The sequence below is a fragment of the Serratia sp. TSA_7 genome, from assembly GCF_052692135.1.
Genome location: NZ_JBQZFU010000001.1, coordinates 1,106,449 through 1,128,254, shown reverse-complemented (window position 1 = coordinate 1,128,254; position 21,806 = coordinate 1,106,449). Strand labels below are relative to the sequence as shown.

The following is a 21,806-nucleotide window of genomic DNA, read 5'->3' as shown; positions in this document are numbered from 1 at the left end:
TTTTTAGGCGCCTGTATCTACACGACAGGAAGAACGGTTACGTGTACCTTAGGATTTGAGCGGAAAAGTAGTCGTACCTTGACGTAGCGTGGGTTGCCACAACATCTGGATCCTTTCAACAGGCTCTCCAGCCATCAGCGCCAGGGTCATTTGCGCAATCTGGTTACCCACCTCTTCCCGCGTGGCCTGGATAATGGCTGTCGCATCAACTCTGGTCAGGCAATCTTCCGGCAAACCGTCATAAACGATTAACGCCACGGCATCAGGCCCACTCAAGCGCCCCACCTCCCGCAGCGCGGCTACGGCCCCTTCGCCCTGTACGCTGCCGTCGGTAATAATCGCCGTGGGTGGCTCTGGCAAAGCCAATAGCTCCAGCGTCGCGCGATAACCCGCCCGACGCGTCACATCCGCAGTTTTCAAATACGGAGAACAAGACAAAGCGTGCCGCAGCAGTGCATCACGGTAACCCTGACGACGCTGCATGATAAAGGCTTGCTGGCGGTCTTCGCTTAACAGCGAGATGCGGCGATGGCCCAGAGTAATAAGATGTTCTGTCGCGATATCAAGGCCCAGCCGATTATCAAAATCGAACCAGGCGTAGGGTTGGGGTAACTGACTGCGACCCAGGGCCAGAAAAGGCACCTTTTTTTGCTGCAGCAAGGCCAGCCTGGGATCCTGCTCCAGCGTATGCGCAACAATGAGAGCATCAATGCGCCTGCCTTCGATCAACCGAAGAAAGGTCTGACATTCTTCCTGCTGGTCGTCAGTGATCAAAAGAAAATCGACCTCTTTTTTGGCTAATTGATGGCCGATAGCGCTAACCATTGCAAAAAAGAAGTCATTACTCAGTGAGGATGCATAAGGATAAACCAGGCCGACAGCATCGCTTTTTCCCTTTTTCAGACGTTGCGCATTGGTATTGGGTTGATAACCAATCCGCTCGGCTTCGGCTTTAATAATATTCCGTGTCTCTTCAGAAATATCGCTGTGACCATTGAGTGCGCGACTGACGGCCGTGATAGATAACCCAAGATTTTTCGCTATTATTTTCAGAGACATAGATATAGCCCTGCCTGTTTTCAATCATTTATCTTACAATATTATGTTGTCAGTTATCAAAAAATTGAATGGAATTTCAAAGGCTAAGGCTCTCGCCCAGTGATTGTTACCCTGCGTCGGGCGATTTCCGCTGCAGGGTATACGCATTTACTTTTTTTCAAACAGACGCATGACGGAAATATAAAACACCGGCACAAAGAATATCGCCAACAACGTCCCGCTGATCATGCCGCCAAAGACGCCTGTGCCAATGGCGTGCTGGGTCTTGTCGCTGGCGCCGGTCGCGAGCATCAACGGTACGACGCCCAGCGTAAAGGCCAGTGAAGTCATCATAATTGGCCGCAGCCGTTGTTTGGCCGCCAGCAATGTCGCGGCAATGATATCCATACCCTGAGCACGCAACTGCCGGGCGAACTCGACGATCAAAATGGCATTTTTGGTAGAAAGCCCGATGATGGTGATCATCCCCACTCTAAAAAAGACATCATTCGGCATGTCCGCCACGATGACCGCACATACCGCCCCTGCCAGGCCCAATGGCACGACCAACATCACCGCCAAAGGCGTTGACCAGCTTTCATAAAGCGCGGCCAGCACCATAAATACGACCAGGATAGAGAGCAAAATAAGCATGGGGAGCTGAGCGGTGGATTCTTTTTCCTGCAATGAACTGCCGGCCCATTCGGCTTTAAACCCCTGGGGCAATTCGCTCGCCAACCGCTCCATTTCCGCCATGGCGGCACCGCTGGACTCGCCAGGCGCAGCGCTGCCCGTCACCTTTAACGCAGGATACCCCTGATATCGGTTTAATTGCCGTGGTGTCTGAGCCCAGGCAGCAGTAACGAAAGCGGAAAGCGGCACCATTTCGCCCGTTTTGTTTTTGACGGAAACCTTCAGTAAATCCGTTAACTGCATTCGGTAAGCGGTGTCGGCCTGGACGATAACCTGCTGAACACGGCCGTTGTCCGTATAGTCATTCACATAATAAGAACCCGAAGCGGCGGAGATCGCCTGGCTAATATCGTCAAATGAAACGCCGAAGGCTTCCGCTTTCTCCCTGTCGACATTCAGTGAAACACTGATGCCCTCCGCTAAGCCATCAATGTAAACATCCATTAATACCCAACTTTGATTGGCGAGTTCGACAAGTTTTTCCGTCGCCTGCCTCAACGCGGAATAACCTTTTCCGGCACGATCTTCAATGTACAGCGTGAACCCCGATGAGGTCCCCATATCAGAAATGGCCGGTGGCAACAGGCTTAGGGTGGTGGCGTCCGGTATGCTGCTTAAGGCTGCCTGAACAAAATCGGCTTCGTCCTGAGCGGTCTGGCCGTTTCGATACTGCCAGTCTTTTAACGTGGTAAACGCCAGCGCCGTATTGGGGCCCGACCCCGAAAAGCCAAAACCGAGGATCGAGATATTGTTCGCGACAACCGGACGCGTCGCTATGGTAGCTTCGAAGCGCTCCACCACTTCGCGCGTCCGTGCCATAGTGGCATCTGAAGGAAGTTGAATCGATGACATGAAATAGCCCTGATCCTCCTCCGGCAAAAATGATGAAGGCAGATTTTGCAGGGCCACCAGCAGTGCGCCGCAAATCGCGACATAAAGCAGTATCGTTCTCCCGGTACGTTTCAACACATATCCCAGTCCTGACTGATAACGAACGGCTAAGGCGTTAAAATAGCGATTGAATCCGCGTGAAAATTTTCCGCCGGGGCCTGCTTTTTGGGTGTGCGGTTTCAATAAGGACGCGCAGAGGGCCGGCGTCAGCGTCAGGGCCAAAAAGGCTGAAAACAGAATGGACACGGCCATCGAGAGCGTAAACTGTCGGTAAATGACGCCGACCGAGCCACTGGCAAACCCCATCGGGATAAATACGGCAGTCAACACCAGGGTAATGCCGATAATTGCGGGGGTAATCTCCTTCATTGCCTCGCGTGTAGCCTGTTTCGGCGACAACGCCTTTTCTTCCATCAGGCGTTCCACATTCTCCACGACCACGATCGCATCATCCACAATAATGCCGATAGCCAGTACCATGCCGAACATTGTCAGGACATTAATGGAAAAACCGCTGAACAGCATGATGGTGAAGGTGCCCAACAACGCCACCGGCGCCACAATGGCGGGGATAAGAGTGCAACGTATTTTGTGCAGAAAAAGCAGCATCACCAGGAAGACCAGCACCATCGCTTCAATAAAGGTCTGGACGACTTTCTCGATCGACAGTTTGACAAACGGCGCCGTATCGAAAGGAACAGAAAACGTCATCCCCTGCGGCAGGTTTACCGAGAGTTCGGCAAGCCGCGCATGGATCCCTTCTGCCGTACTGATGGCGTTCGCGCCTGGGGCAAGCTGGATCGCAGCCGCCGTCGCGGGCAAGCCATTCTCACGGATCGCAAATGCATAGCTTTGCAGACCGGACTCCACTCGAGCGACATCCGCCAGCGTTAAGCGCGAGCCATTGCCGTTCGCTTTAATCGTAATATTGCGAAATTCCGCCAGAGAAGAGAGTTGTCCTTTCACCGTAAGCGGATAAGTCACCCGCTGCCCGCTTGCCGCAGGCTCATCGCCAATGCTGCCCGGCGAAACAAAAAGGTTTTGTTGGCTCAGCGCGGTGATCACATCATTAACCGACAGCTTATAAGTGAACATTTTGACGGGGTCCAGCCAGATGCGCATGGCCTTCTCTGCCCCAAATAACTGGACTTTACCGACCCCAGGCACCCGACGCAGCTCATCGGTGACATTACGGGCAAAATAGTCGCTCAGATCGGCTTCCTGATATTGCCTGGAAGGTGACTTCAACCCCACCATCATCAGAAAGCCCGAGTTCGCGGCCTCAACGTTTACGCCATTTTGGCGTACCACTTGCGGGAGGCGAGGTTCAACCACGTTTATTTGGTTTTGAATATCCACCTGGGCGAGTTTGATGTCCGTGCCGGGCTTAAACGTCACCGTAATGGACGCGATCCCCGAGGTGTCGCTGGACGACTCAAAATAAAGCAGGTTATCGACCCCCGATATTTCGCGCTCAAGAAGGGAGATCACTGAAGTGTTCATTGTCTCCGGCGTAGCGCCGGGATAGGTAGCGGTTATCGACACGCTGGGCGGTGCAACGGCCGGATATTGGGCCACCGGCAATTGGGGAATGGCCAAAATACCGCCAAGAATAATGAATAGCGCTATCACCCAGGCAAAAACAGGCCGTTCAATAAAGAACTGGGACATTTAATGATACCCGTATTGATTTAAAAACGATTTAGAGGCCCGGCATACATTCTTCATGCATAGCTAACAAACCGAACAGCGTTAACCTCCCTCCCCGGTCTCGGTGTTCACCCGCTTACCGATGTCTTTAAGTTCTGAGTATTTTTCCAATAGCTGCGGGCCGTCATCAAGGCTTGTGGCAAACATCCACATATACGTCATTACCGAGTAAATATGGCCGGCAGTGATCCCCGCCGACTGAGTCATCCATGCAATGGTCAGGCTAAACAACAGGGCAACAAGCGCACCAATCGACAAATACCCCAACGCTTCGCGATCGGAGAGCCGTATGCGCAATGTGGCAAGCGTCGAATAATGCCTCTCCAGAGAAAGCACGGTGGCCTTATTAACGAAATCCACTTCTTTTTCAAGGCGGTTATTAAGCTTGTTGTACAGCGCTTCGTTTTTATGGGCATAACGGGAAAGGAAACAGGCCAGAAAGGTCAGTATGACCAGACAAGCGACACCCGCCCAGAATTCAATGACCAGCAACATCACCGCGGCCCCCAGCATGGCGACCAGCGACGTGATGAGCGTAGGCAAATGCAACTCGAAGAAATCGACGAACTCTCTCGATAAGGCTACGCGCGCGGCCACGGTTGAAGGGTTGAGCCTGTTTTTGCGTTGCGTCATGACCACAGATACCGCCAACGCGGCATAAATTCTGGCAAAGGTGCGCGTATCCACGCTTCGGCGTGCAGCGCCAAGGCACCACATGAATAAGATCATCACGCCATACAGCATCGCGTTTAACATCTGCCCCGACAAAATGGCATTAATGGAAATGCCGGCCAGCATCGGATACAGCAGATACGTGACGTTCTCCGCAACCACCAGCAGGAAGGTAAAGAACAACTTTTTTCGGTGGCGCCTTGCGAGTGATTTCAACGTGTTGGACGCGCTGCCAGCCACGGGCGGTGCCGTAATGTTTTGACTGTTCATTGTGGTTGTTTCTGTTAAAATTAAAATTAGAGCGGTTGCTCAAAAACATAAAGTCATGCTATTTGAGCGGTTGCTCAAAGTCAATGGGAGGAAAGAGATGAAAGGCAAGTCTGAGCTGATGAGAGACAAAATTCTGCATGGCGTTGTAGAACTGTTTATAGAAAAAGGCATTGAGAAAGTCACCACGCGCGAGCTTACCGAGTACGTAGGCATCTCTCGCAGCCATATTTATCACTATTTTAAAGACTGGCAATCCCTGTGCCTCGAAGCCTTAACAAACTTCATGCACCGCGAACTGGAAGAATTTCGCACTCTCATTGCGCCCTTACCCGCCGCTCAGAAACTGCAAGAATTTATTGATGGCATGATATCCGAAACGCCGGACCCTACCAGGAAGCTATATGGTTCCTTATGGCTGCTCTCCACACATAACGAAGCCTATTCGGATCTGATGCAGTCTTTTTTAGCCGAGTGGCATCAGGTGCTGACTCATATCATCGAATCAGGCATGGAGGAAAAAACGTTTCGCCACGTTGATCCGCAACGCGTAGCGCGGCAACTGGACGCCATGCTGTTTGGTTACGGTGAACATCTTTTTACCCTGCCTTCTGCGCAAGCGTTGAAACAAGCGGAAGAAGACATTGACGATTTCATTCAACGAAACTTGTTGCTCACCGACAACAAATAGAAAAGGCAACGGGGGTGGCTACCTCGGCAGCCACCCCGCGGGTCTGTTATCAGAACCAGGCTTCCCACATTGCGCCGACGTTGAACGAATCCAGTTGGGTATCGTCGTCGGTGCCATTCACGCGTGCGGTATGTTTGTTATCCACTTCACCGCCGGTGACGTAGAAGCGCAGCATAGGGCGGAACTCCGGCCCCATCGCAATCGAAATATTCTGCGACAGCGTAAGTTTCCAGCCGTGGTTATCGCCGCCCTGATCGTAGTCAACCCGCTGGTAACCGGCCTCCAGCCAGGTTGAATGCACGTCGTTCCACCAATACATCGGCCGCACAATCGCACCGTAGTTGCGGCGATTATCAGCACCGTCGGCGTCGTTGGAGTAATCATGGAAGGCGAGCAGGTATTCCACCTGCGCCTGCTGGGTAAACTTGTAGTTCCCCTCGAAGCTGGCGTAGACCGCCGTCAACTCGTCCGTTTTGTTGTAGACGCTGTTATCCGCATTGTTGGAGTAACGGGCGATGACCTTATTCACGCCTTTGTCGCCGGTGTGGCTCAGCACCACGCCGCCCTGCCAGGCCTTCAGGCGGTCATCGCTTTCTACGGCTTTCGAGTCAAAGCCGTAGTTGGCGTAAAGTTCCAAATCCAACGGGCCAACCTTCATGCCGTGAATTTTTGAGGTCAGCGCGTAGTTGCCTTTATCGCCGGTGCCTGAGCCACCGGTACAAGTGATACGCGACGGGTTGGCTTCGTCCTCCGCCACTCTCGGATCGCAAGATTCCACGGCAGCGACGGCGGCGACGTCAAACTGCACGCCACCGATATCAAAGTTCTTCACCCCGGCGCCCTGACCATCGTGATTCATCCAGAAATAGTCGTTGATGCCCTGTTGTGGACGCTGGTGAAAATCGCGGCCGGCCCACAGATAGGCATTCGGATTGGAGGCCAGAATATTGGTGACGCCGGCGTAGGCTTTCTTGAGGTTCACCTCATCGCCCCAATGGTCGATCATCACATTGATGTCCCAGATTGCGCCGTTATCGCCTTTGAACGCTTTAGAGAGCTGGAATTCGCCGCCATTGCCTTCGTTGCCCAAACGGCCCAGCGCGGACGCGCCGTTGTAGGAGCCGTCAACGCCGACGAATTTCTGATCGCCGCCCTGGAACTGCGCACCATAGCGGGCGTAACCGGAAAATTTGACGCCAAACGGGATCGCCATATCCGGCGACTGGGCGGTGCTTTGCGGTTCGGTAATCACATCGGCCTTTTTGTTTACGGCGGCATCTATTTTCGCCTGCCGTTGCGCCAGGGCTTTATCTACCGCTTTTGCCACGATGGCATCGATTTGTTCTTGCGTAAATTCTTGAGCGAATACGGATCCAGAGCAAAGCGCGGCCATTACCGCCAGCGCTATTGGCAATTTATTATATATTTTCATGGTTATCTCAATTGTACACACGTGATCCTATAAGCCGCCTGCAGGCAGCTTTAATGATAGGGTGTGGGCTGGTTTATTTTTAGATAACAGCCATCCTGTTCTGGTTTTAAAAAACAACAGTGCTATCACCAAAACAAGCTGATTCTTTATTATTTTCATGGGTACAGAACAGTTAAATAATTTTCGTAATTATTCCCCCTTGTTGGAATGAACAATGTGTTATTAGCGTTGGTAAAGATGAATGATCTCTTCCGATAATTCGCGCGCCAGTAAAGACGTCATTAAATGATCCTGCGCGTGTACCATAATTAAGGTCATTGGCTGCCGGGCTTCGCCGGCATCCTGTTCGATCAGTTTGGTTTGCATCTGATGCGCCTGGCGCGAAAAGCCATCGGCCTGCTGCAACAGCGCTTTGGCTTCGCCGATGTTGCCTTCCCGCGCGGCGCGCAACGCCTCAAAGCACAGGCTGCGCGACTGACCGGCATTGACGATAATCTCCATGACCGCGTCTTCCAATTCAATCATCATTTGTCTCCTGTTCGTTAAACCCATTGTCTGCGGCGGTAGCGGCAAACCACTCTCCGCTTTTCTTGACGGTACGTTGCTGGCTGGCCAAATCCAATTGCACCAGACCGTAACGATTTTTATATCCGTTGCACCATGACCAATTATCAATAAACGTCCACATGTGATAGCCGAGGCAATTGCTGCCTTCGCTAATGCCTTTATGTAGCCATTTAAGGTGTTCGGAGACAAATTCGATACGATAGCGATCGTTGATTTGGCCGTTTTCAATGAAGCGTTGTTCGTTTTCCACACCCATGCCGTTTTCGGAAATAAAACAGCGCGGATTGTCATAGTTAACGCGCAAATTGGTCAGAATGTCATAAATGCCCGGTTCGTAAATTTCCCAGCCGCGATAAGGGTTCATTTTTCTGCCGGGCATTTCATAATTTTCGAATAACCATTCAGGCATAAAGGGCGCCAGCGGATTTACGGCGCTGTCACGGCATTTCACGCGGCGCGGCTGGTAATAGTTGACGCCGAGCAGGTCAATCTTTCCTTCGGCGATCAGCGCCCGATCGCCGGGCTGGCAAACCGGAAGCTGATCCCAGGTTTTCAGCAATGCCACCAGATCGGCCGGATATTCGCCACGCAGCACCGGATCGAGGAAACTGCGGTTAAACAGCAAGTCGGCATGGTGCGCGGCACTCACATCCGCCGGATTTTGCGAACGCGGGTAAGACGGCGTCAGGTTCAGCACGATACCGATCTCCCCGGCGTAAAGCCCGGCCCGAAACGCCCGTACCGCCGACGCATGCGCCAGCATCGTGTGGTATGCCACCGTCGCCGCCCGTTTAAAGTCGACCACGTTGGGATAGTGAAAATCATACAGGTAGCCGCCTTCGACCGGCACAATCGGCTCATTGAAGGTGAACCAATGCATCACCCGGTCGCCAAACAACTCAAAACAGACCTGCGCATAGCGGCTAAAGGCCGTGACCACGTCACGGTTTTCCCAGCCGCCCTTCTCCTGCATCGCCATCGGCATATCGAAGTGGAACAGCGTAATAAACGGCTTGATGCCCTGCGCCAGCAGCTCATCAATCACGTTGTTATAAAACGCCACCGCTTGCGGATTCACCTCGCCCGTTCCGTCCGGGATCAGCCGCGACCAACTCAAAGAGGTACGAAAACTGTTGTGGTTGAGCCGTTTCAGCAGCGCGATATCCTGGCGCCAGTTCCGGTAAAAGGTCGACGTCTCCTGCGGCCCCACCTGCTGATGAAAGCGCCAGGGTTGATTGGCGTACCAGGCGTCCCAAATTGTCGGGCTTTTACCGCCCTGCAGGCTGTCCCCTTCGGTTTGCAATGCGGAGCTGGCACTACCCCACCAAAAGTGCTCGGGAAATGTGTATTTCATGGTTCGCTTCTCCATTAAATATCAGTTGCTGCTGACAGTTCCGGCCAGCGGTGCACCACTCTGCGCTTTTTGCTCTTCGGTTTTCATTAAAGAGCGCTCGTAGGCACGCAGGAACGGCAAGTACATCAGGGCGGACATCACCATACAGATAACGCACATCACTACCGGGCTGAACGCCCAGTTCGCCGCCCAGGAGGCGCCGATGGGTGCCGGCGTGGTCCACGGCGTGAGCGAGACCACCTGCGCCAGCCATCCCAAACGCGTCGCGGTATAGGCCAGTACGGCGTTGACCATGGGAACGCAGACGAACGGAATGAACAACATCGGGTTCATGATGATCGGCGCACCAAACAGGATCGGTTCATTGATGTTAAAGAAGCTCGGAACCACGCCCATTTTGCCGATGGTGCGCAGGTGCGCAACGCGGCTGCGCAACAGCAGGAAAGCCAGCGGTAAGGTCGAGCCGACGCCGCCAATCAGCAAATAGTGATCCCAGAAACCTTGCAAATAAACGTGTGGCAATGCCGTCCCCGCCGCCAGCGCCGCCTGATTGACCGACAAGTTCGCCATCCAGAACGGGTTCATGATGCCGGTGACGATCAGCGCACCGTGGATACCGGCGAACCAGAAAATCTGGCACAGCAATACCGACAGCAAAATGGCAGGCAGCGAATCCGAGGCGGACACCAGCGGCTCCAGCAGATGCATAATCGCCTGCGGCAGGATCATGCCGGTTTGCGCTTCGATAAACAGATTCAGCGGATGCAGCGTACCAATCACCACCAGGACCGGGATCAGGATCTCAAACGAACGCGCCACCCCGGTAGGCACCTCTTTCGGCAACCGAATAGTGACGTTGTTCTGCTTGAGCCAGGCGTAAACGCGGGTTGAGTAAATGGCGGTGATCAGGGCGGTGAAAATCCCCTGCCCGGAGAGATACTGGGTGGATATTTTGCCGTCGGCATAAGGGGCCGCCACCAGCAAAAAGGCCATAAATGCCAGCAAGCCGGACATCACGGGGTCGAGATTAAACTGCCGCCCGAGGCTGGCGCCAATCCCCACGGAGATGAAGAAAGTCATCACTCCCATGCTCAGGTTGAACGGCAACATCAGTTGCGCACGGTAAGTCTGCGAAAAATCCAGCCAGCCACGCGCAAAACTGTTCGTGGTATCTGCGGAGAACGGCGGAAAGATGAAGACCAGCATGAACGAGCCAATAATCATAAACGGCAACGCGGCGGTAAAGCCATCGCGGATGGCGATGACATATTTCTGCTGCCCCAGGCGGCCAGCCAACGGGGTGATGGATTGCTCGATGACGGCAATCATTGACTGATATAACGAACTCATAGGAACACCTTTTTAGTGCGCCGCTGCGATCAGCGACAGAGCATAGTCCAGTACCTTCTCACCGCGCTGCATGCCGTAGTCCATCGGATCAATGGGCTGAACGGGTATGCCTTGGACGGCAGCCTTTTCTGACAGTGTTTTAAGCATATATTTTACCTGCGGCCCCAGCAGCACCACCTGATAGCGTGGAAACTGCGTATCGAACTCGGCTACCCCATAGGCGTCGATCTCGACCGGCAACCCCCTTTCATTCGCCGCCTCCACCATTTTCCTGACCAGCAGGCTGGTAGACATCCCAGCGGAACAACACAGCATGATTTTGTACATCGACAACCTTCCTCAACGGGTAAATAACCTGAATGCGGGAGTGATTGGATATCATACGGAAACCGTTTTCCATCGAGTGAGAGTGGAAGTGTGATACTCATCATAATCTAGCCGCCACAAGGGATTTTTATTGGATTGCCATCACATATTTTTGTCTTGTTTTGAGGTGTTTTGACATGGTGTGGAAAATCGGTTTCCATGAAAAAAGGAAAACGGTTATACTGCTGGCGGCGATAATGTGAGCCATTACCGGATGGGTTTTTACAGGCTGCAGCTTGGTCTGTCAGGAGATAAAGATGTCAACAATCAACGATGTATCACGTTTAGCTGGGGTGTCAAAAGCCACAGTCTCGCGGGTGTTGAGTGGATCGCGCGGCGTTAAGGAAGCCAGCCGTCTCGCGGTATTGCAGGCGGCGGAAGAGCTCAATTACCGGCCCAACGTCATAGCGCAATCATTGCTTAGCCAATCGACGGGCTGCATCGGGGTTATCTGCGCGCAGGAGAACATTAACCAAACCACAGGTTATCTTTATGCGCTGGAAAAACAGCTCAGCCAGCATCAAAAGCATCTGCTGCTGCGTTTCGCCAATACCAAAGCGGGCGTGATGAACGCGCTGGACGAACTCACCTGCGGGTTGTGCGACGACGTGCTGATTATCGGCGCCCGTTTCCCGCTCAACATCCCGCATGACAACGTGATCCTGGTCGATTGCGTTGAGGCCGACACGCCTAACAGCATTCAGTTCGACCACGCTTTCGCCGCCGAAAGCGCCTGCAATTATCTGATTAGCCAGGGCAGACGCCAAATAGCCTTGATCCAGCCGGATGCCGGCGGCTGTGCCGATCAGGTGTTGCTGGGTTATAAGCTTGCGCTGGAAAACAACTTTTTGCCGTTCAATCGCAACCTGGTGTTTATGGATTCGACCACCTCTTCCGTTGCGGTACAGGTGCTGCTCAATAACGCCACCACGCTCAATTTCAACGCGCTGCTGGTGGCGGACGAGCAGGAGGCGCAGCGAGTGATTACCCAGCTACAGGCGTTCAATAAATCCGTACCGGACGACATCATGGTCTTTAGCCTGGCCGGTTCGCTGCATTTGCCGGGCATTCCGGCGATCCCGTCCATCGAATATTCCATGGATGCCATGGCGGCGCGTATCGTCAGTTGGTTGACGGAAAAAACCCGGGATATGCTCGGCGCCTGCGTGCTGCGCGGAGATTTGATTATCCCGGACAGACACAAGCGTTAAGCGATGAGCGGCGCCGCAAGAAAACAAAACGGGCCAACAAAGTTGGCCCGAGATCGGTACGGTTCCTGCTGACGACTACTCTACTGCGATAGGCGTCTCAACCAGTTTGGGCTGATTGCTCCCCTGCAGCGTCTTGATCTTGTCCTGGTACACTTTCACCTGTTCAGCATCTTTCAGCAAGGTATAGGTCAGCTCGAAGTCGGTACTTTGGCCAGGCTGCAGCTGTTTGATACGCCCTTGTTCCCGTTCGATTTTCACCGGATAGGCATAGTTGGTCCCCGGTTCGATGCCGGTGACGTACCCCTGGCGTTCGGTATCCGTATTCTTCCACAATGTCAGCAGCGGCAGTTGGTGGGTATCAAAACCTATCGCCACGCCGCGATCCCCGCGCCGGTTGTGCAGCATGGCGAGCGTTTTGCCTTGCGCATCCGCATAAGGCAGGATGTTGAACACCATTTCATCAAAACCTTTGGTCGGGCCCTGGTAAGTTGCCCAGTCTTTCAGGCCGGCTTTGGCGTAGTCGTTAAAAGGCGAAATTTGCTTGATCGGGGCGCTGAATACCGCACCTTCTTCCAGTAACGGTTTGCCGAAGTTGCTGTGGTAAATGATTTCGTAATCCCGTGGGTAATCGGCGCGATTAGTCACGCGATCGTGGATTGAAAACGATTGTGTACCGGGGATATAGCGCAGTTCGGTCCAGGTTTCCAGGTTGCTTTTCTTGAAGGTATTTTCTTTCAGCAACCCGCGAATGCGGACTTCGTACGGGGCTTTTTCGGCGATCTCGATCACCACTTTGGAGGCCGGCGTGTTGCCGGCGCGGCCATGCAGCGTGTAAAGCGTGCCGTTGTCGACGCCAGGGTGCCCGGTCCATTCAAAGCCGCAGCGCACCATCATTTCATTAAACCCGTCCAACCATCCTAACCCATTGCGGCTGTCCAGATTGATATAAGCCGGGTTGACCACCTCGGTGACCGGTGAGTCCCAGCCCAGCCGGACGTCGGACCCCTTCACATTCAGAATGTTCATGCCGCGTGTCGGGCTCAGAGCAATCGTCAGGCCGGCACTGCTTAAGGTGATCACCTTGGAGCCTTCCTGTTTTCCGCCGTGCAGCACCTGTTGCTGTAAGCTGAAGCCTGCCCCTGTGATGTTCAGCTTTTGGCTGTCGGTCTGCCAATTGCCCTGTTCAATGCCTTTTTCCGTGTCGGTCAATACAATGGTCTGCGCGTTTACTGCGCATGAAATCAAAGAGATAACCGCCGAAAGTGTAATTAACTTTTTCATGGTGCTGTCCTTAACGTTAGCTGAAAGGTTTTAGCTAAAACAATGAAAAAATAGATCTCGGCAGCCAATTAAAAAGAGAGTTGAGTCACCTTTCCGATAACAACGGAATAACAATGAAAAATAATGCGGACAAAATCACCTTTACGCTGCAATAAATGATGAGCAATCACGAAATTAATTGATGTTTAGCACGGTAAAGGCACGGGTTTGCTGTAAGGTGTCAGCAAAAAAATCCTTTATCCGTTGGTTGGTTTTTATTATTCATTATCAATCCATTACCAGAAAATAAAACCCACATGAAATTTGCAGGCTTTGCCTTGGGATTACCAGGTTTTACCGATGTTGAACTGGAATTGCTCTGCCTTGTCCCCTTCGTACTTTTTGATCGGGAACGCATAGGAGAAGGACAACGGCCCCAGCGGCGATTGCCATTGCAATGCGATACCGGCCGAAACGCGGACGTTGCTCGGATCACCGTAGTCCGGGATCCCTGCCGCGAGCGTTTGCGAGGTATTCTGCCAATGGGTATCCCAGACCGTACCAGCATCGACAAACAGCGACGTGCGCAATGAATTGGCATAGCGGTCATTAATGAACGGCGTCGGGAATATCAACTCGGTACTGGCAATAGCCATGGCGTTACCGCCCACGGCATCATCGGATTTGTCGACCGGGCAGTCGCTGTAGGCACTCTCCGAGCCGCTGCAATGATAATAAGCCGCTTTAGGGCCGATACTGTTGGAAGAAAAACCCCGTACGCTACTGGAACCGCCGGCATTAAAGTTATCGTAGAACGGCACCTCATGGCCGCCGAAACCATCGGCATAGCCGGCTTTGGTGCGCCCCATCACGATCCATTTATTATCGCTGCTCAACGGCAGATACTGATTGGCGCTGAACGTCACCTTGTAGTAACTGTTGGTCGACCCCGGCACGGTAATCTTGGCGTTCAGGCTGGCGCTGGTCCCGTCGGTCGGGAAGAAACCGCGGTCAAGGGTATTGTAATTCCACCCCACGCTCGTAAAGAAATCATTGGCCGTGAAACGGGCATCGTTATCGTTGTCTTGCGTGGTGATGCCGGGGTTTACATTGACCGAATTGAGGTAGCGCCACATGGCCACCTGCGGCGCCATCCCGCTCAGGCGGGTATTGGCATAGTCGAGGCCAAGGCCAAGCGAACTGTTTTCGCCGATCGGGAAGCCAAGGTTGCCGCCGATGCCCAGGCTTTTCATGGTGTATTCGGAGAGATCGTCATCTTCCGCGTCGTAGTCGTTATAAGAGATCTTCCCGCCTAAACTTACGCCGTCCACCGTGAAATAAGGGTCAGTCATCGACAATTCGATATAGGTCTGGGAGTCGCTTTTGGTGCCATTAAAACCGACGGTATTCCCGCTGCCCAGCCAGTTGTCCTGGCTGACGCCCACTTGAAAACTGGCCCCGCTATCCGTGCCGTAACCGAGCCCAAAGTTAAAGGTCCCCGTATTGCGCTCTTTAACCTTATAGACAATATCGACCTGATCCGGTGATCCCGGCACTCGCTGGGTCTCCGTCTCCACCGTTTCGAAGAAGCCGGTGCGATTCAGGCGTTGCTTGCCCTGTTCTACCTGATCGTTACCTAACCACGCCCCCTCCATTTGCCGCATCTCGCGCCGCAAAACGGAATCTTTCGACGTGCCGTTGCCTTCAAAACGGATCCTGCGCACCGAGTAACGCTTGCCGGCATCGACATTGACGTGCAGTTTTACCGTCTTGGCTTTCTGATTGATTTCAGGCTCTATCCCTACCAGCGGGAAAGCGTAGCCGTAACGCCCCAGCAGCTGTTTGATGTCATTTTCCATGCGCGTGATTTTTGCGCCGTTGTACAATTCGCCCGGCTGGATATTCGTCAAGGCCGCAATCTGCGGCAAGTGCCCTGCCATATTGCCATTCAATACCACGCCAGACAGCAGGTACTGACTGCCTTCGTTAAGGTTGATGGTGATGTAAATCCCTTTTTTGTCCGGGGTCAGGCTCACCTGGGTTGAGTCGATTTTGAAGTTTGCGTAACCTCGGTCGAGGTAAAAACTGCGCAAGGTTTCAAGATCGCCGGCCAATTTCTGTTTCTGGTACTTGCGATCGCTCGCCAGGTTCCACCAGGGCACGTCATCGCGCAGTTGCAGATTGGCGAGCAGTTCGTCCGTGCGAAAGGCCTGATTGCCGATCACATTGATCTGCTGGATTTTGGCCGACACCCCTTCGGTGAACACCAGCTTCAGATCGATGCGGTTACGCGGCAATGGCGTGATCACCGCTTTTACGCGAGCGCTGTATTTACCCACGCTGTAGTAAAAATCCTCCATACCTTGTTCGATAGAAGACAGCGTGGTGCGATCCAGCGCCTCGCCCACGCGCACCCCAGAAGACTCAAGGTTTTGCTTTAGCATGTCGTCTTTCACCGTTTTGTTGCCGGAGAAAGAGATACCGGCAATCGTCGGCCGCTCTTTGACTTTAATAATCAGGACATGATCGTCACGCAGAACCTGCACATCGTCGAAGTTCCCGGTGGTGAACAACGCGCGGATAGTATTGCTGATATCTTCGTCAGACAGCGTATCGCCAACGCGTACCGGCATACTCAGCAAAGCGGCGCCTGGCGCAACGCGCTGGAGCCCTTCAAAGTGGATATCTTTCACCAGGAACCCGTCTGCGGCATAGGCCGACAGGCTGTTAAGGAATAGCATCGCAACAATTGATTTCTTCATCTTGATTGGCGTGTCTCGAGTGTTCATAAATACTGCGTCAACTTTATAAATGTGGGAAAACCTTTACCGGGGCCATGCGGAACATCCGTTTTTATCGGCATATTATTCTCGGCACTGTCATTTAAAGAGATATCCCACTGACCGCTCGCCTTATAAATAATTCAAAGCAGGTTCCCGGCCTTTCGCATTATTTTCACAAACCTGACACTCTTAAACTCTTTCGCCAATCGCCTGGGGAATGAAAACCGAAAAATGGCCGCGGCGGTAAGGGATGAACCTTTGTAATAAAATAATCAAGCTCGCGTAAAAAAAATGGAAATGTAAGTTTTTTATGCCTTGGTTGCTATAGATTCCCTGGGTACCACACTCCGTGGATATTGATATTCAGGTAGACCTTATGAGCCTTTATCCCGTAATGAAATGCCGCGTGCTTTTGATTCTTCCTCTTTTCTATGCCTCAGGCGCGTTCGCCGGTGAATGGTCGCTTGGCGCGGCTGCGGGAGGCGGCATCAGCCCCTATCGTGATACGGACAATACCCTGACCACACTGCCGCTCATTGGGTATGAGGGTGAAGACTTTTATCTGCACGGGTTAAAAGGAGGCTATCACCTGTGGAAAGACGAACAGAATCAAGTGGATGTGATGGGTTATTATTCGCCGTTGCATTTCAAACCCGGCGACAGTGACGATGAGCAAATGAAGCGGCTGAACAAGCGCCGTTCGACCGCCATGGCCGGCGTTGAGTACACCCATCGCGCCGCCTGGGGGGCCATTCGCACGGCACTTTCCGCAGACGTGTTGAACAATAGCAACGGCCTGGTGGGCGATCTGGCCTATCTGTACCCCATCCACCTGAATGACTGGGAAATCACCCCGACAGCCGGCGTTAGGTGGGACAGCAAAAACCAAAATAAATATTACTATGGCATCAACGCCGGCGAATCGCGCCGAAGCGGACTGGCCAGTTATACCCCGGACGACAGTTTTACCCCTTACCTGGAATTGGCCGTGCACTACCACATTAATAAAAGCTGGGATACATTTGTCTCTGCACGCTACGAATCGCTGCCAAACACCGTTAAAGACAGCCCGATGGTGGATAAATCAAGTACCGGCTCGCTCTCGTTTGGCGTTAATTACTCGTTCTGACGCGGATAGTGCCTGATTTCTTTTTATTGGGGGCGTGAGTGTTTAATGAGCAATGACTCCGTTGCCGGCGTGCCCTGATGAAAACGCAACTGCCAACGCTCGCCTGTCTGATGCTCCGATAACACCCAGACAGACGAACGCAACGTGAGCCTCGTAATATTTCCTGCGGCATCACGCTGAAAGCTTTTGTACGTCAGCAACGCCACGCCCTCCGTCATCATGGCCAGCTTGAAATCTTCGGCATGGATCACTGGCCGACCGATTTCTTGCTCCAGCGCCGCAACGGTTTGCCGCTTATCATAATGCCGCCCCGAGCGGCCTATCTCTTCAAAATCGTCATGCAGCAATTCACTGACAATCTTGCTGTTGTTACGCGTCGCCGGCTGATGCAGTTGCATCTCCAGCGTTGGGATCATGGTTGAAACGGTCAAAACACGCTCCTTTTTGCTCACACCTGTGGGTACTTCAGGTTCATTTACTCGACGCAGTAGTGACATCGTCACTTTTTTTGCCGATGACTCGTTGTCTTCTTTTCCCCCCAATTCGACGTATTTACCAAAGAACCAATTCATCCCAAACTTTCAGTCAGTGGAAATACTTGTTTTTATATTTTGTGACGAAGTTCGCAATTTAATTGAGTTTAGCATTTTTCACATGCCGTATATGGATAGTATCTTCAGTGGTGTTTAGTGGTTTCTGGGTGAATGGCACTGGGCCAAGAGAGTTCGGAATGACCGTTAATTAATGGTTCAAAACACAGACGTAAAACTTTGTGTTTTCATGGAGGAATTATGAGTAAATATGTTGTTTTTATAAAAAATGATGACTCAAAAGCAATTAAAAAAGAATCAATTACACATACATTAATTAAAGAGATGAAGAGTAAAGGGTTCAGAAAGCATCATGTCGAAGTAGAAGCTGAAAATGAAAAAGAAGCCATTAATAATTTAAATGAAAATAATGAGGATTTTTTTAATTCATTAAGTGAATTTTCTGGTAACGTATTTATATGCTCTGCCTGCGTGGTTATTATCGCATTGATTTATTTTTTTAGTTAAAAATCAGCCATTTCAAAGCAGCTTCTACACAGGCCGATAACTACTGACAGGCGTCACTGTGCCATTGACTACCTCAGCAATGCTAATGGCGACGGTAGGTATAGGCCTCCAGCGGCCGATTGAGCGTACTGGCGATGGTTTCCGACATGTTTTCCAAGCCCATCCATTTCCCGGAGGAACAAGAAATCAGCCTGATGGTGCCCCACCGCCATATTTGTTATTGCCAATTTGTATGGAATCGATTTTGCTGCCGCTTTTGATCACCACCTGTTGACCGCCGGTATCCTGGACGGCGTTGAAAGACCCACCATCTCCGCCATAAGACATTTGATTTTTGCCTGCTAGTGCCTTCATAACTACCTCCATCAATGTGTCGTCAGATTTGTTATTGGTGCGAGGATCTTTTCGAGCCAAGCGGCTTTGTCCCGCTCGGCTCGATCGGCCTTTTGGTCGGGGGCTTAACCCACGAACTGGAACCACTGCAGCTGTAGCAATGAATCGTTGTAATCATTGTCGGTGTAGTCTTCGCTGGCAAAAATGTATTTGCCAAAATAGACCGTTGCGCCGCTGGTAATCACATCCTGCGACCAGATCACCTGCGAATAGCGTTGCCCGCTATTGGTGCCGATCCAGATGGTGTAATACCCGGAGGCATCCGCAGCCTGGAAGAACCCCTCGCCTATCTGCGTAGGTGTGCCGCCGCTGGAGCTGGCCCCCTGCGTAGTGAAGACCACGTTTGAACTGCTGTCTTTCAGCTGAATAAACTGGTTTGCCGAGCTTTGAACCAGAGCAGACCAAAAAACTATTTTTCCGGAGGGAATATTGATGGCAATACCATTGCCATTTACGGGTCCAATTGCCATGTCTTTGCTCCTCAACCGATGCTGTTAAACCAGGTCAGTGTCAGGCAGGTATCATTGAAATCCTGATCCGCGCCGTCTTCACTAATGAAATTGAAACAACTGGAGTAAATCTGGCTGCCGATATTTAACGCGATTTCATCCCACATAACCTGGGACCAGGACTGGCCATTGTTATAGCCAATGAAAACGGTATAAACCCCGCTGCCTGCGGTAACAAACGAGCCCTGGCCAATTTGGGTCGGCGAATGCCCGCCTGTCGATGCACCTTTGCTCTCAATAACCACCTGATTCGTCGAGTCGCGAACCAGAACATATTGTGAGTACGATGCCTGGACATTGGCGGTCCAAAATAGCGTTTTGCCTACGGGTAAGGTGATGGTGATGCCATTACCGGAAACGGGTCCAATACTCATAAACCTCTCCTGCTATCAGTGCTGCCTGGGTTGATGATGGAACTGCCGTGAGATGGGGCTAACAAGCTGGTGCTATTATTGCTTTTACAAACAAAATTAGGCTGCTGCTGTTTTAGGGCATTGCAAATGCCATTGGCCATAGCAACCTGGCTTTGCGGGGTAAAGTTGTTAGGAAACGCCTTTGCCGTCATAAATATCGGCGATAACTGTTGGTAATAACTGTTATTGGCAATGATCGACTGTTGCCAGAATTGCTGAGTGGCCACCAACAACGTCCGCCACGGCGTACCGGCGGGCAGATCTTTGGACTGCACGATATAATTTTTCATCGCCGTCCCGGTCATTAACGTGGTGAACGCTTGCGCATTGGCCGCACATTGGCTGCCCGGCTTGCACGTCGCGGCGCTGGAAACAAAAGCGTCTTCAAATAACAGCGGTTGGGGGTGTTCTCCCCAAGGGGTAGGCACGACATACAGCGGTTTTTGCGCCGACGAATAGAGATTCACGTAGAAAGACTGCTCGGAAAAGCCCATGTCGGTACTGGCCTGCCCGGAGGCGAACACCTGCTCGGCACCGCCATTCGGGGCGTTATGGTAGGTGTTATTGGTGCACTTGTTGACCCCGTTAAAGCTGCAGGTATCAGACAGTGAAACCAATTGATGGACAACGCCGTTATCAGGCGGCATTTGCATCGCCTGTTGCAACGCACCGTAACCATAGGTCTGCACATAAGCGTTGATATAATCAGAAGGAATAGCCCAACTGCCATTAAAGCTGCCTGCCATTTTGGCGACTGACGACGTTCGGGTATTCAAATAATTCAGCATTTTCGACAAGGTTTTCTGCTGCTGAATCGCCTGATCGAACGCGTAGAAAAAGTCCATGCAGAGCCAACTGGGGATCGCCCATAACTGGCCTTGGTAAGTCGCCCCCGCCAGCGCCACGGCCCAGGGCGCTTCGCCGGTAATCTGGGCGGGGTTGATCAGATGATTATCCGCCAGGAAACCCAGATAAAGGACATCAAGCTCTATCACGTCAAATCCATCATTACCCAACAGGACCGGCAACTCGGTAAAACTGTAAATATTCACCTGCGGATTCAGCACTGCATTGAGTAACACCTGCGGGTGCTGCGACTGATAAGTCTGCACAATATAGGCGACCAAATTTTCGAAGTTATCCGTGGGCAGCGTAGGAAGAAAAGGATAAAGCGAGACGTTCAATACTTGCGTTTGTTGCCCGTTCAGCACCAGCGTTTGATTGGGGCCGCTGGGCGTTATGGTCATCGCGCGGGTTTGCAAGTTATTGCACTTTGCCCAATTAATTACCGGGTCTTTCGGCCTGCTGGTGTTCTGTCCGACAAAGAATGACTGCCCCGGCTGCACCTTAATGAACCAATCGAAACTGCTGCCTGAAGAGACCGTCCAGCCGTCAACCGTGCAAGTAATGGGCGATAAAGAGGTGTTTTTCAATATTAGCTGGCCCGCAACAACCGCAGTGCTGCTAAAAAAGGACAGCATCACTGCAAAGGCGTAGAATAACGCCCGATAAATTAAGTTCATAGAAGCCTCGCATAAAAACAATAAACAACGGCGCCTCCTGTTTTTCGAGGAAAAATAAAAGGCGTAATTATTCCGTGGCGGCATGCGGCAGAAAAATAAAAGTCACTCTGAAAGCTAATGTTTTTATGTTTAACTCTATTAGCGTGATCTTTATATTTATTGAAATGACTTTAAATGTGAATGCTCGATAAAACATTGGGGTCGTGAATCTTTTTTAATATAGCATCAGGGGTAATTCCCTGCAAAGATCCTCAAATAAAAATTAGGTATTCATCCGAGTACATACTCACCATGATAATAAAATACGGCCGCAATTATTCGATATTTATTGATTCACGTACCGCCTCTGCTTAAGGTCGCGACTGGCGCGGCCTGGCGGACGAGCCATCCCCCGTCGGTCAGTCTATCGCCACACAAAAAACGTGTCTAAATGTTGTCAGCAAACATTTTAGCCGGCAGGTGCAACCCCGGGGGAGCCATGAACGGTCATAAAAAC

General features: G+C 51.9%; 19 protein-coding genes. 4 read left to right on the top strand and 15 right to left on the bottom strand.

Features of this window, described 5'->3' with window-relative positions; translation table 11 throughout:
* Window positions 1-48: 48 nt before the first annotated feature.
* From ACUTQW_RS05440 to ACUTQW_RS05430, 3 genes are all read right to left on the bottom strand, one after another.
* Window positions 49-1,059 (bottom strand): substrate-binding domain-containing protein, encoded by a 1,011-nt coding sequence (locus tag ACUTQW_RS05440; RefSeq protein ID WP_020439048.1) that lies wholly within the window; start codon window positions 1,057-1,059, stop codon window positions 49-51.
* A gap of 147 nt (window positions 1,060-1,206) precedes the next feature.
* Window positions 1,207-4,293, bottom strand: coding sequence for a multidrug efflux RND transporter permease subunit (locus ACUTQW_RS05435; protein WP_006325375.1), 3,087 nt, complete (start codon window positions 4,291-4,293; stop codon window positions 1,207-1,209).
* A gap of 81 nt (window positions 4,294-4,374) precedes the next feature.
* Window positions 4,375-5,274, bottom strand: coding sequence for an ABC transporter six-transmembrane domain-containing protein (locus ACUTQW_RS05430; RefSeq protein ID WP_020439047.1), 900 nt, complete (start codon window positions 5,272-5,274; stop codon window positions 4,375-4,377).
* Window positions 5,275-5,371: 97 nt separating this feature from the next.
* Between ACUTQW_RS05430 and ACUTQW_RS05425 the strand changes: the two genes are divergently transcribed.
* Window positions 5,372-5,962, top strand: a complete 591-nt coding sequence (locus ACUTQW_RS05425) for a TetR/AcrR family transcriptional regulator (protein WP_006325371.1) — start codon at window positions 5,372-5,374, stop codon at window positions 5,960-5,962.
* Window positions 5,963-6,011: 49 nt separating this feature from the next.
* On the opposite strand, the gene ACUTQW_RS05420 is transcribed toward ACUTQW_RS05425, so the two are convergent.
* From ACUTQW_RS05420 to ACUTQW_RS05400, 5 genes are all read right to left on the bottom strand, one after another.
* Complete coding sequence (locus ACUTQW_RS05420) at window positions 6,012-7,394, bottom strand: carbohydrate porin (protein WP_006325364.1); 1,383 nt, start codon at window positions 7,392-7,394, stop codon at window positions 6,012-6,014.
* A 222-nt stretch (window positions 7,395-7,616) separates the two neighbouring features.
* Window positions 7,617-7,919, bottom strand: a complete 303-nt coding sequence (locus ACUTQW_RS05415; RefSeq protein ID WP_006325362.1) for a PTS lactose/cellobiose transporter subunit IIA — start codon at window positions 7,917-7,919, stop codon at window positions 7,617-7,619.
* On the bottom strand, window positions 7,912-9,315 hold the full coding sequence (locus ACUTQW_RS05410) for a glycoside hydrolase family 1 protein (protein WP_006325354.1): 1,404 nt from the start codon (window positions 9,313-9,315) through the stop codon (window positions 7,912-7,914). The genes ACUTQW_RS05415 and ACUTQW_RS05410 overlap by 8 nt, the downstream gene beginning before the upstream one ends.
* Before the next feature lie 21 nt (window positions 9,316-9,336).
* Entirely contained in the window at window positions 9,337-10,665 is a 1,329-nt protein-coding gene (locus ACUTQW_RS05405) for a PTS cellobiose transporter subunit IIC (RefSeq protein ID WP_006325348.1), read from the bottom strand.
* A gap of 12 nt (window positions 10,666-10,677) precedes the next feature.
* The gene (locus ACUTQW_RS05400; protein WP_004944534.1) at window positions 10,678-10,992 is read right to left on the bottom strand and encodes a PTS sugar transporter subunit IIB; all 315 of its coding nucleotides are present in this window, start codon (window positions 10,990-10,992) and stop codon (window positions 10,678-10,680) included.
* 296 nt (window positions 10,993-11,288) lie between these two features.
* Between ACUTQW_RS05400 and ACUTQW_RS05395 the strand changes: the two genes are divergently transcribed.
* Window positions 11,289-12,242, top strand: a complete 954-nt coding sequence (locus ACUTQW_RS05395; RefSeq protein WP_004944530.1) for a LacI family DNA-binding transcriptional regulator — start codon at window positions 11,289-11,291, stop codon at window positions 12,240-12,242.
* A 75-nt stretch (window positions 12,243-12,317) separates the two neighbouring features.
* On the opposite strand, the gene ACUTQW_RS05390 is transcribed toward ACUTQW_RS05395, so the two are convergent.
* Both ACUTQW_RS05390 and bamA read right to left on the bottom strand, forming a co-directional pair.
* Window positions 12,318-13,523, bottom strand: a complete 1,206-nt coding sequence (locus ACUTQW_RS05390) for an aldose 1-epimerase family protein (RefSeq protein ID WP_004944527.1) — start codon at window positions 13,521-13,523, stop codon at window positions 12,318-12,320.
* 323 nt (window positions 13,524-13,846) lie between these two features.
* A complete protein-coding gene (gene bamA, locus ACUTQW_RS05385; protein ID WP_390900726.1) occupies window positions 13,847-16,264 on the bottom strand; it encodes an outer membrane protein assembly factor BamA in 2,418 nt (805 codons plus the stop codon).
* Window positions 16,265-16,661: 397 nt separating this feature from the next.
* Between bamA and ACUTQW_RS05380 the strand changes: the two genes are divergently transcribed.
* Window positions 16,662-17,414, top strand: a complete 753-nt coding sequence (locus tag ACUTQW_RS05380) for a MipA/OmpV family protein (protein WP_006325335.1) — start codon at window positions 16,662-16,664, stop codon at window positions 17,412-17,414.
* 23 nt (window positions 17,415-17,437) lie between these two features.
* Here the strand turns inward: ACUTQW_RS05380 and ACUTQW_RS05375 are convergent, their stop codons facing one another.
* Window positions 17,438-17,830 (bottom strand): nuclear transport factor 2 family protein, encoded by a 393-nt coding sequence (locus ACUTQW_RS05375; protein WP_390900727.1) that lies wholly within the window; start codon window positions 17,828-17,830, stop codon window positions 17,438-17,440.
* Between the two features lie 375 nt (window positions 17,831-18,205).
* Here ACUTQW_RS05375 and ACUTQW_RS05370 point away from each other — a divergent pair, with 375 nt between their 5' ends.
* Complete coding sequence (locus ACUTQW_RS05370; protein WP_006325321.1) at window positions 18,206-18,472, top strand: hypothetical protein; 267 nt, start codon at window positions 18,206-18,208, stop codon at window positions 18,470-18,472.
* 186 nt (window positions 18,473-18,658) lie between these two features.
* On the opposite strand, the gene ACUTQW_RS05365 is transcribed toward ACUTQW_RS05370, so the two are convergent.
* The 4 genes from ACUTQW_RS05365 to ACUTQW_RS05350 all read right to left on the bottom strand — a co-directional run bounded on the left by ACUTQW_RS05365 (window position 18,659) and on the right by ACUTQW_RS05350 (window position 21,394).
* Window positions 18,659-18,826: a hypothetical protein gene (locus ACUTQW_RS05365; protein ID WP_006325319.1), complete on the bottom strand. Its 168-nt coding sequence runs from the start codon at window positions 18,824-18,826 to the stop codon at window positions 18,659-18,661.
* A 104-nt stretch (window positions 18,827-18,930) separates the two neighbouring features.
* On the bottom strand, window positions 18,931-19,335 hold the full coding sequence (locus tag ACUTQW_RS05360; RefSeq protein WP_006325317.1) for a fucose-binding lectin II: 405 nt from the start codon (window positions 19,333-19,335) through the stop codon (window positions 18,931-18,933).
* A gap of 11 nt (window positions 19,336-19,346) precedes the next feature.
* On the bottom strand, window positions 19,347-19,748 hold the full coding sequence (locus ACUTQW_RS05355) for a hypothetical protein (protein WP_004944514.1): 402 nt from the start codon (window positions 19,746-19,748) through the stop codon (window positions 19,347-19,349).
* On the bottom strand, window positions 19,745-21,394 hold the full coding sequence (locus ACUTQW_RS05350) for a hypothetical protein (protein ID WP_231106890.1): 1,650 nt from the start codon (window positions 21,392-21,394) through the stop codon (window positions 19,745-19,747). Before ACUTQW_RS05350 ends, ACUTQW_RS05355 begins: the two co-directional genes overlap by 4 nt.
* Window positions 21,395-21,806 lie beyond the last annotated feature (412 nt).